The organism is Borrelia venezuelensis, from assembly GCF_023035835.1.
Taxonomy (GTDB): domain Bacteria; phylum Spirochaetota; class Spirochaetia; order Borreliales; family Borreliaceae; genus Borrelia; species Borrelia turicatae.
Genome location: NZ_CP073223.1, coordinates 116,627 through 126,492 on the forward strand (window position 1 = coordinate 116,627; position 9,866 = coordinate 126,492).

General features: G+C 29.4%; 8 protein-coding genes. 7 read left to right on the forward strand and 1 reads right to left on the reverse strand.

Annotated features, from left to right (window positions below; all coding sequences use genetic code 11):
* The first annotated feature begins 10 nt into the window (after nt 1-10).
* From bvRMA01_RS05210 to bvRMA01_RS05225, 4 genes are all read left to right on the forward strand, one after another.
* On the forward strand, nt 11-1,363 hold the full coding sequence (locus bvRMA01_RS05210) for a BTA121 domain-containing protein surface lipoprotein (protein ID WP_247032635.1): 1,353 nt from the start codon (nt 11-13) through the stop codon (nt 1,361-1,363).
* 211 nt (nt 1,364-1,574) lie between these two features.
* Complete coding sequence (locus bvRMA01_RS05215) at nt 1,575-3,032, forward strand: BTA121 domain-containing protein surface lipoprotein (protein WP_247032636.1); 1,458 nt, start codon at nt 1,575-1,577, stop codon at nt 3,030-3,032.
* A 215-nt stretch (nt 3,033-3,247) separates the two neighbouring features.
* On the forward strand, nt 3,248-3,799 hold the full coding sequence (locus bvRMA01_RS05220; protein WP_247032638.1) for a hypothetical protein: 552 nt from the start codon (nt 3,248-3,250) through the stop codon (nt 3,797-3,799).
* Nucleotides 3,800-4,234: 435 nt separating this feature from the next.
* Complete coding sequence (locus bvRMA01_RS05225; protein WP_247032639.1) at nt 4,235-4,702, forward strand: BTA121 domain-containing protein surface lipoprotein; 468 nt, start codon at nt 4,235-4,237, stop codon at nt 4,700-4,702.
* A gap of 52 nt (nt 4,703-4,754) precedes the next feature.
* Here the strand turns inward: bvRMA01_RS05225 and bvRMA01_RS05230 are convergent, their stop codons facing one another.
* Nucleotides 4,755-6,545: a phosphoglucomutase gene (locus bvRMA01_RS05230; RefSeq protein ID WP_247031294.1), complete on the reverse strand. Its 1,791-nt coding sequence runs from the start codon at nt 6,543-6,545 to the stop codon at nt 4,755-4,757.
* Nucleotides 6,546-6,696: 151 nt separating this feature from the next.
* Here bvRMA01_RS05230 and bvRMA01_RS05235 point away from each other — a divergent pair, with 151 nt between their 5' ends.
* The 3 genes from bvRMA01_RS05235 to bvRMA01_RS05245 all read left to right on the forward strand — a co-directional run bounded on the left by bvRMA01_RS05235 (nt 6,697) and on the right by bvRMA01_RS05245 (nt 9,431).
* Nucleotides 6,697-8,151 (forward strand): UTP--glucose-1-phosphate uridylyltransferase, encoded by a 1,455-nt coding sequence (locus bvRMA01_RS05235; RefSeq protein ID WP_247031292.1) that lies wholly within the window; start codon nt 6,697-6,699, stop codon nt 8,149-8,151.
* Nucleotides 8,114-9,181: a glycoside hydrolase family 3 N-terminal domain-containing protein gene (locus tag bvRMA01_RS05240; RefSeq protein WP_433996701.1), complete on the forward strand. Its 1,068-nt coding sequence runs from the start codon at nt 8,114-8,116 to the stop codon at nt 9,179-9,181. The genes bvRMA01_RS05235 and bvRMA01_RS05240 overlap by 38 nt, the downstream gene beginning before the upstream one ends.
* A 61-nt stretch (nt 9,182-9,242) precedes the next feature.
* The gene (locus bvRMA01_RS05245; RefSeq protein ID WP_247031290.1) at nt 9,243-9,431 is read left to right on the forward strand and encodes a hypothetical protein; all 189 of its coding nucleotides are present in this window, start codon (nt 9,243-9,245) and stop codon (nt 9,429-9,431) included.
* Nucleotides 9,432-9,866: the final 435 nt, after the last annotated feature.

Consider the following 9,866-nt stretch of genomic DNA (forward strand, 5'->3'; position numbering starts at 1 on the left):
ATTGTTAGTAATGAGTTGTAAATGTCAAGAAAGTGCTATGTGTGATGAAAAGTTGCTTGAGAATAACCTTGTTAGAAGAATTTTTAAAGTATTTAACGATGATATAGGAGATGTTAAGCTTAATAATTTACTAAGTGTGTTTGGGATATCTTCTGAGAGAAAGAAAATAATGGAAGAGATACAAAATGCAGTAACTGATCCTAATATTGGTAAACTTGAAAGTTATAAGACGTATAATACGGATGAATTTTATAACTTACTTTATAGTTTAGGTGCTCTTAAAATAGAGGAGATGATAGATTCTCATTTAAAAAATCTTCAAGTGCAAGGTGAGGCTCGCAATGCCATAAAGGATATAATTGAATCTGACTTAAGACAAGAATTGCAAAATAGGTTTGATGATCATGTGAATGATTATCCATTATATTTAAAATGGTCATTTAATGACCTTACTTCTGGTGGGGTGTATAATCGATTTATGAATGGTGGTTATTTTATTGGGTTTGCTAAAATTAGAGATGATTCTATAGACATTTTAGGGGGCGATGATGTATACGTTGGGCTTTCTGATTCACAGCAAGATGTAATTGATGAGATGCGAGATATGGTAATTGATCCTAAGGGAGTCTCTTTGATGCACGTAACTTATGATATTAAAGGTTTTTATGACTTATTAAATAAGATGCGTGCCGCTAAGGTTAAGAGAATGATAAAAGCTTATTTGGAGAACAAAAAGGCACGAAAGGAATTAGAACTAGAAGCCAGAGAAGCTATTTTGGAGGTTAATAGAGAGGACTTGAAACAACGATTGGAGAGTGATTTTAATAAATTGCATGATGATTACTCATTGTATTTCAAAGGTTTATTCGATACTTCTAGTTTTGATAATGTGTATTTTGGAGTTATAGATGATAATTATGCTACTCGGTTTACTAAAATTAAGAATAATGTTGGGTATATTGTAGAGTTTGATAAGCTATACAAAAGGTTATCAGATGTGCAAAGAAAAATACTTGATGATGAGATACGAGTTATAGTAACTGATGCGGATATTGGCAAGGATAAAGACTATAAAAATTATGATGATTTTACGTTTGAGCTTTTGTTAGGTGAGTTAGGCGCTACTAAAGTTGAAAAAATGGTCCAAGTTTATTTCAGAAAACAAGTGACCCAGGACGAGGTTCGCGATGTTATGGATAATATAAGTGGGGATGATGAAAAACAACGCTTGAGGAATATTTTTGTTCGTTACAAAAATGACTATAAATTACATTTAAAAGAATTATTCAGTGAATCTACTGCTGATGAGGTATATAATAGATTTATAAATGATGATTATACCATTGAGTATTATGCCGATTAAGAACGATGCTGATCGCAGTTAGAGGCAAAAGTTAAGCCTTGGATTTTAAACATCTAAGGTTTGTAATTTATTTTAATCATTTTAATTTATAAGGTAAATATTGATAAATATTTATACAAATATATTAATAGTGCTTGGAGGTTTTGGTATATATGATAATAGGTTTTATCTCATAATAGATTAATTTTAATTTGAGAAAAGGAGATATTTAATGATAAAAATTAGACATATCAGTTTGTTACTAATAGTAATAATATTATTATTGCTAGTAATAAGTTGTGAGTTCCAAGGAAATACTGATCTTACAGAAACTTTGCAAGCAAGCTTAAGACCTGTAAGAGAAGCAGGAAGCGATGATGGGGATATTAAAATTAATAGTCTTTTAAACGCATTTGGGATATTTGCTGAAGAAAAAGATGCAATTGCATATATACGAAGTATATTAACTGATCTTAGTATTGGTAGTGTTGAAGGTTACAGAACATATGATGATGACGATTTTTATGATTTGTTAAAGCAGTTGGGTGCTTTTAAATTAAAAGAAATAATAGAAGTTCATTTAAAAAATTTCAATACCGCTCCAGACGCAGCTTTAGCAGCTATAAGTAATGTTATGAAAAGTGAGGCAAAGCAAGACTTACAAAATAGACTGAGTAGTTACAAAGATGCTTATCCACTGCACTTAAAAGGGTTATTTAGTAGGTATGTTTTAAATGATGTGTATTTGTATATTATAGGTGATGATTATGCTGTTAAGTATGCTGAGCTTGAAGATGAGGCTATAAACATTGTAGTGGGCGTGAACGTATATGCAGGACTTTCTGATTCGGAACTAAGAGTAATTGATTATATACGAAGTGTAGTAACTGATGTCAAAGTAGGTCCTCTGTGTCATAAAACGTATAGTAATTCTGAATTTTATGATTTATTAAATAAGATGCGTGCTGCTAAGGTTAAGAGAATGGTAAGAATTTATTTAAAAGACAAAAGAGCACAAAAGGATGCCGAGGCAGAAATTAGAACAATTATTGCAAATCTTCAAGGAGATAGAGCAAAAAGACGCTTGGAGAGTACTATTGATAATTTGAATAATTCTTACTCAGTGCATTTAAAAATGTTGTTTGATAAATCTATCCCTGATGAGGTGTATGATATAGTGACTATTGATGATTATGCTTCTAGGTTTATTAGGGTTTATCATGAGGCTAGACGCATTTTAGAGTTTGAAAATTTATTTAACAATGAGATATTAGATGCGGAGCTAAAAGCAGTTAACGATATGCGAAATATAGTGATTAATTCTGGTATTGGTAGAGCCGAAGGTTATTCAATGTATGATGATTATACGTTTGATTTTTTGTGTGGTAGTTTAAGTTCTGAGGTACTTAAAAAAGTTATAAAACTTCATTTAGAGATTATGAATAGACAAGAAGAGGTTCTTGAGGTTATAAAAAATCTTCAAGAAGGCTACGAAAAACAAAATTTGCAAGATGAGTTTAGCAGGTACAAAAATGCCTATGCTTTGCATTTAAAAATGTTGTTCGATAGATCCCCTTCTAATGCTATTTATGATAAAATTGTAAAGGGTAATTATGCGTCTAGCTTTATTAAGCTTAAGGAAGCAGCATTGACTGAGATAAAAAAGTCAGTAAGTCAGATAGTATTTTAGTTAATTCTTAAAAAACTACTTAAAGTAGCTGAGCCTTAGATATAAATATTTAAGGCTTTTAATTTTTACTGATAAATAAAATGTTAAAGATTTATCTTAAGGATTAGTTGTGTCAATGCTTGTTGAAGATTATGATGTTGTGATGCTATAACGATAAGTTTATATAATAGTAGGTAAAATTATGGATTAATTTGAACTTAAAAGGAGTATATTAAATGGTTAAGGTAAAGTGTCCAATTTTGTCTCTAGTATTAATAGTAGTATTAAGATTAATATTGCTATTATTGCTAGTGGTAGGTTGTATGACTTATATAAGTTGTAATTTAAACCCTCAAGAAGATATCACTTTTATAGATAGCTCTTCAAGAAAAGAATCTCCTTTAAACAAATCGTCTGAAGGAGAAGAGTTTGAAATAGAATTATTTAAAAATAACTCGTTTGGAAGGAAATCGCTTGTAAGGGACTTGTTTGAAAAGTTTCCGTTTAAAGAGAAATTGATTGTAAAGAATCCTTCCAGAGATCATCTGCATTATCATATAAATAATCATGTATGTAAATTAAAAAAGAATGAGATGGTGAGGATGTTTGTAACAGACGCAGCAAAGAAAAATATAGGTACTGAACTTAATGATATATTAGACATGTTTGGGATATTTGATGAAGGAAGGGAAGCAATTAATGATATACGATGTGTAGTAACTGAACCCGATATAGATTTTTTGTATGATAAGACGTATTCTGGTGTAGAATTTATGATTTATTCTTGATTAGTCTTTAGTGAAGGTTGCAAGACGTATTTTATTAAGAAGTTGTATCTTTGTTTCAGTATTGTTTGGTGAAAAACTTAAAAAGATTATAGAGGTTCATGTAAAAATATTGAAGTACTAAGTTATGCTGAAATTGTTGTGGAAAAGATTTCAGAAAGGCAATTAAAACCAAGTATTGAGAGATAGATTGCAGTTGGGAAGAGATGCTAAGACCTCTTTAGCAGCTGAGGTAAACTAATACTTAAGAATAGGGGTTAAGCCTTAGATTAACATCTAAGGCTTCTTGTTTTAATTTATGCAGGTAAAAAGTGTTAAAAATTAATATTTAAGGATTAATGTTCAAGATAAGTTTGTGGTGAACATTTGGAGATTAGATTATATTATATTAAATTCTATGTGATAACAATTTCATTTAAGTTTAAAAGGAGATATTTAATGATTAAAGAAATATATCATAATGTATTATTGTTATTAATGTTATTGCTGGTTATAAGTTGTAATTTAAAATCTTCAAATAAGCCCCAGGGTGATTTGCATAAAACCAGTCTACATAAAACTATTCATGGTAATAATTTTGGAATAAAACCAAAGTATAGTCTTGATGAGTTGCTAAATCCATCTGGAATATTGAGTAAAGAACAAGCAGCAGTTCGGAATATACGAATTATAGTCACTAATCCTAATATTGGTAGTAGTGAAAATTATAGGACATATACTGATTCTGAGTTTGTTGTACGTGATACAGATGGGGTAATGGTAAAAACGTATGATAATCATGATTTTTATAAGCTATTATCTACTATTTTTGGTGCTCTTAAAACCAAAACGGTTGCTGGAAACATTGCAGCTACTTTTAATGCAAAAGTAGCTGCTCATTATTTATTAAACAGATGGATATTTTAAAAGGAGTAGGAGTTCTTTAATAAGGCTCTTTATAAAAATTCATGTATGTTAATTAGATTAAAGAGTTAGCCGAGTGTATTAAATTTGTATGAAAATCTAAGAGAGGATATAGTAAATCATTATGTTCAGATATGACCTCACTTAATACTCTAAGTATTGGTTCTGTTTTTGAGCCACGGAACCATAAACTAGCAATTATTTCATGTTTATTATTTTTAAATAAAACTTTAAGCCCTCCTGATGAGTCACCTGTTCTAGAGATGTTTTGTTTGATACCCTCATAATTTATAATTTCATAATTATGTATTGGTAATTTGTGTAATACGGTATTATTGTTGTTGAATTCTTTGTCTAATAATTTTTCGTAGTTGGTTTTTAATATTTCTTGATTTTCTACTTTTATTTTAAGCATGGCTTTTTCTGATGATACTTCTACATTGCTATAAAAATTGATTGTCTTTAATATGTCTTCAAGAGTGTATTGTTCATTATATGAATTATTAGATATTGAGCACCATATTTTGTAAAGATTTTTGATTTTAAGCAATTTTATGATGCTAAAGAGAGTTGTTAATGGATCTCTTACTTTTGAAGGGTATGTAATATTGCCCCCATTTGATCCTTCTCCTAAAATTTTTACTATTAATCCTTTATTCCGTAAAAGGTCAGCCATTTCTGTTAAGTTGGCTTCACCAACCTCCACTCTATAAACTTTTGTGTTAAATAGCGAGGCTATTTTTTCAATGTTTAGTGAGGTTGCATCATTAACTACGATAGCTAAATTGTCTTTAATTCCTGTATGGTAAAGATAGCTAAGCTCTGAGAGTACTGAGAGTGCAAATATTTTTTGTGGTGTAATGATACTTGCTTGTTCTTTTTTTAAAATTGCGACCAAATTGCCTCTGTCTCCATCACAATCAGGGACATATCCTAACTTGAAAGAATTGTCATTCTTAAATTTTTGTTCTAATATTTGTTTGCATATGTTTAAAGATGTCCCTTCAGGAGTCATTCCATGTTTAAAGATACCAATTTCTGTGTTATGAAATTCCAATTTTATTCCCAAAGATTCAATCATTTCTCTATCAATTGAGTTAATGCGAGAACTACCATTCATCTCTCCTATGATTCCTATAGGTTCTTTTTTGATAGTTTTTTTTAGTATGTCAATATTTTTTTGATTATGGGTATCTGAATATATTATTTGCTGCATTAATGATTTATATGAGTTATAAGATTGTGTTTTATGTCTAGCCTGTGAAGTGATAATTGTTTCATATGTTTTTAAGTGCAGAGCATTGGTATTAAACTTTTGTAAGTTTGTTATTAGATTGTTTATTAAAGTTTCATTTTCAATGTTGGATCTGAGCTGACATATTATTTTCTTTGTTTCATTTGAATTTAGCACACCCCCATCATTTAATCCAATTTTAATGCCATTATATCCTGTAGGATTATGACTGGCAGAAATGTATATAAATCCTTTTGAATTTTGATTTTCTTTTGTATAAGCTAAGATTTCTGGTATTGGGAGTATTCCAAAAAATTTTACACTGTTATTGTTTAAAATTAAGGTCTTAATTATTATCTCTGAGATTATATTTCCAGTTGCTCTTGAATCTAATCCAACATTGATATATTTTTTTGGTTTATCTTTAAAATAATTTGATATTGTAAGGGTTATAAGAGCAACCAATATTTTGTCGTCATCATTGATTTCATATTCTATTGAATTTTCATTTTTTGATTTTGCAAATATCTTTCTAAATCCTGAATGAGAGAGTATCATTTCATTAATGGCGTTGCTTAGATTTGTCATATTTAGTATATACCTTTTTAGCATATTTTCCTCTTCATTAGTATATTTTATTTAATATTTGCCTTTATTTGTAGTACTATGATTATAGTAACATATTCTATTATAATAAGCATTATTTAACGTGCTTCTTATTATGTTAATTGTTGTTTACCTTGTCTTCAAATGAGGTTTTGGTGTGTATGAAGTAATTGATGAAATTTTTTCTAAAAAAATGCTTGATATGCTTAATATGCACAAACTTAAAACTTTAAGCATATCTGTTAAGAATTTTCCTGATGAGAGTCATGGCAGTATTTTAAGTCTTGCTAATAATTCTGTTAAATTAAAGTTTAAAAAGGAGCTTGTTGAACATAATTTAAAAAAATATATTGATGATTTTACAAAGTTTTCGGTTTCATCAGAAAGTAATTTTTATGTTTTTACCGGTGATGATCTGGAAAGACTAGGATTATTGCTTTATCCTTATCTCTCATTTGGTATTTTAAATGGGGGTTCTGCGACTAGTTATTTTGATATACTGAAAAATAACGATTTTAATGAGGAATTGTATTCTTTATATGCAGATAAAATACTTGAAGCTAGGAGGTTGTTTGGGCATTTGCCAAAGGGAATAACACCCGCATATGTTAATAGAGATGGTAGTTATGGATTTTCATTTTTAGCATTAAAAATGCGACATCTTTTAATGCTTTCTAATAGATATTGTGAGCTTTATGGTAAGAGTATTAAGCCTTCGATTTTTCAGATGACAAGTTTTAAGACTTATAAACCAATTTCTAATTTTTTAGATAATATTTTTGATGATAATTTGATTAAAGATTTGAATTCTTGTGGTTTGCAAAGGGCAGATATTTTGACGGCGATTCAGCCTTTGGTTTATTGTTATAATAAATTAGATGATGGTCAATATGAATATTTTAGCTATTGTACTAATGGCAAGAGATCTTTTTTGGCTTTACCTGCTGGTCATGGGCAAAATTTTAAAGTTTTAAGAGATATTTATTTTAGACTTTATAATTCTGGAAAAAAATTTGTGTATATTGGTAATGTTGATAATATTGGTTTTACTGTTAATTTACAGACTCTTGCCATAATGGCTATAACTAATAGTTCTTCTGGCTTTGAATTTAGTGTTAAAACCCTACTAGATACAAAGGGTGGGGTTTTAGTCTTGGATGATGATAATCATTTAACATGTGTTGATATTGGTAGTGTTATTTCTAAAGAAGCTGTACTTAAAGCTGAATGTAGAGGTTCTAGGATTTTATTTAATTGTGCCACAGGTCTTTTTAATTTAGAATATTTGATAGAAAATATGGATAGAATAATATCAGATATGCCTATAAGAATTATTGAACAGGATAAAGAGTTTGGTAGATATACTGCAATTGAGCAAATAACTTGGGAAGTTATGAGAATAGTAGATAATCCATTAATTTTTGAGGTCAATAGAGAAGATAGGTTTCTGCCCGCAAAATTATTTGTTGATACGCTTATTATGAGTAATTACATGAATGATAAATTTTCGGGTAATATTTCTGATATTGCTAGATATTTAAATTATGCTCTTAATAATGCATTGAAGAATAAATATGATTTGGTATTTAGGCAAGGTAAGTGGGATGTTTAGATTTGTGTTATTTGGCCTTTTATTGTCTAGTTTGGTTTTACTAGGCTCCATTCCTGATATAGATTATGATTATTTTGAAAATGATAAATTTGATCTTGTAGATATTGATAAATTTTTAGGAAGAGTTAATGTTAAGAACATTTTGAGGGAACGTTGTTTTTTTATTGGCATTAGGAATGTTGCTAATCCTAGTGCTGTGCAAGCACTAAGTAAAGAAGAACTTGGTAAAATAAGAGAGATAAATCCAGTAGGAATTATTTTATTTAGAGAAAATTTTAAGGATGCACAGCAAACTAAAGAGTTGATTGAAGGGATAAAGAGACATCTTGGTTCTGACATATTGATTGCTGTTGATGAAGAAGGAGGACTAGTTAGTAGAGCTAGTGAGAATAAAAAATTGGGAGTTTATAATTTTCCTGCTATGGAATCTGTTGGAAAGACTGGAGATTCTCAGCTTGCATATAAGATTGGTGAAATTCTTGGGAAACAGCTTAGACGACTTGGTATCAATGTAAATATGGCACCTGTAGCAGATGCAAAATTTGTTCCAAATAGTCCCTTAGGTAGCAGAACTTTTGGGTATTCATCTTATAATATTGGTCTTATGGTAGAGGCATTTATTGATGGGATACAAAGGGAAGGTGTGTTTGCTGTGGTTAAACACTTTCCTGGACTTGGAGGCACAAAAGTAGATACCCATAAAGATTTGGCCTTATTACCTTATAGTAAAAATTTTTTAATGGTAAATAATTTTATACCATTTCTTTTTGGCAAGGAAGCAAAATTTATTATGCTTGGGCATGTACTTGTTCCTAAGATTTCCGGAGATGTAAGTAGTATGTCAAAAGATATTGTGGATATTATAAGACATAATCTGAATATCTTTAGTATTATCATGACAGATGCATATGATATGGGGGCAATTGTAAATAATTTTAGTTTGGGGCATGCGATTAGGAAATCATTAAATTCAGGTATTGATGTTGTGCTTATTCCAGAAGGGTTTAAGAAACTTAATGTAGAAGAATGAATATTCTTAGTTTTGTATAAAGGAAATGCTTATTAAAAATTACCATTATTGTTATAATTAGATGGGAAAGGTAATAGCTATATCGACTAAAAAATACTCACGTAGAGAAGAAGAAAATGTAGAGAGGATAGAGAATAAATTAGTAATTGGAATGTTAAGTTTAACAGAGACAAAAGGCAATGCAGGGAAAAGAAAAGCAGAGATATTGTTACCAGTAATAATGGAAGTTCTAAGAGCTATAGGTAATTGAGTACCTATTAAGATATTGATAATGAAAGAATATATGTGTATTTGATATTTCAATATATAAAGAGAAATAGATAGAGTAAAATAGACATTTGAGAAAGTTGGAATGAGGGGATAAAAGTGGATGGGGATGATATTGAAATCAATCCATTCATTGTAGGTCATGGTTATTCCAATGAAAGCGTAATATTTATAATGTTGATTATAAGGAGTTAAATTTATATAATTGTGTTGAATGATACCTATTTGTAGTGGTTTTATATTTTCATTATTAAATTTTTTACCCCATGCATGGGTATATATTATTAGTAGTGATATAAGTATTAAATTTTTCATTGTGTGTGTAAGGAATTGTAACATGTTATTAAGGAATAAAGAACAGTTTGTACTTGTTTGGAAGGAGGTAATAATAAATATTATACTATTAACAATTAAACTA

Coding starts and splice junctions, on each gene's coding strand:
- bvRMA01_RS05245 (WP_247031290.1), top strand. CDS start 9,243: ATGGGAAAGGTAATAGCTATATCGACTAAAAAATACTCACGTAGAGAA.
- bvRMA01_RS05240 (WP_433996701.1), top strand. CDS start 8,114: ATGATTTGGTATTTAGGCAAGGTAAGTGGGATGTTTAGATTTGTGTTA.
- bvRMA01_RS05210 (WP_247032635.1), top strand. CDS start 11: ATGAGTTGTAAATGTCAAGAAAGTGCTATGTGTGATGAAAAGTTGCTT.
- bvRMA01_RS05230 (WP_247031294.1), bottom strand. CDS start 6,545: ATGCTAAAAAGGTATATACTAAATATGACAAATCTAAGCAACGCCATT.
- bvRMA01_RS05225 (WP_247032639.1), top strand. CDS start 4,235: ATGATTAAAGAAATATATCATAATGTATTATTGTTATTAATGTTATTG.
- bvRMA01_RS05215 (WP_247032636.1), top strand. CDS start 1,575: ATGATAAAAATTAGACATATCAGTTTGTTACTAATAGTAATAATATTA.
- bvRMA01_RS05220 (WP_247032638.1), top strand. CDS start 3,248: ATGGTTAAGGTAAAGTGTCCAATTTTGTCTCTAGTATTAATAGTAGTA.